We start from the raw sequence: 862 nt of genomic DNA on the forward strand, positions 1-862 counted from the left end.
CCTAGCGTATCGAATCGCCCTTCTATCGCAGAATCATCGGTGTGAAAAGACATAGCGACAGGATTGGTCTCGGCCATTGTATAGAGACTGTCCACATCATAATGTTGCATCATACTGAAGAGCCACAAAACCACGGATATAAGCAGCAGAATGCCCCCCGAGACAAATAACCGATCCCGTTTATATTTAATCCGCTTTGTCGTTGCGATGAAATCCGGCTCTGTCATAACCATTACCCCTCCGGTAATTTGACAATAAAAATGAGAAGGCCGGATAACCGGCCTGTTCGTCTGAGAAATTAATCCGCCAGTTCCAATAGCAGCTCACGGCGTTGCTTTTGCCAATTACCGGTACGTTCCGACAGACGAGCATAGTGCCCTTCGCTTTCACGTTGGATCCGTTTAATCTCGCGTGCAGCACCGCCGATAGAGTTCGAAATGTGCTCAAGTGTAGATTCGTCGTATACCGGGCGATGTCCTTGCCGAGCAATACGAATAGAGCTCTCGCTGACCAAATCCGCCTGGTGTCTCGCCTGCGCATTCACAACGTCACCCACGGCTTGTACCAGCTTAGAGCGGTTATTACTTTGCGTGGCCTGATCCACCAGCAAATGGCCGCGTTTCGCAGACGGGAGTGTCACACGCTTGATAGTTTCAAACTGATCAAGCATGTTGAGGTTATTTCGCTGCATCATGCGGATCATGGTCAAATCCTCAAAGCATTTTTGCTGCGACATGATAATGTCTACTTTGCGCTTTTTCAGAACCGTCAATTGGTGGTCAATATTGCTGACTTCCAACGCGAGTAAATTATTTTCCGGGTCAGTCTTCAGTGCTTTACGGCGTTCCTTCAACACGGTTTC

The 862-nt window shown here is 48.4% G+C and carries 2 protein-coding genes; both read right to left on the minus strand.

The genetic code is table 11. From position 1 onward, the window contains the following. Positions 1–233 (minus strand): hypothetical protein (locus ACVRRC_RS22010; RefSeq protein WP_472997580.1); only part of this gene is annotated, 233 nt, incomplete at its 3' end. Between the two features lie 65 nt (positions 234–298). Continuing rightward, positions 299–862 (minus strand): toxic anion resistance protein (locus ACVRRC_RS22015; protein WP_472997581.1); only part of this gene is annotated, 564 nt, incomplete at its 5' end.

The sequence above is a fragment of the Stutzerimonas sp. LR2 genome, from assembly GCF_055755175.1.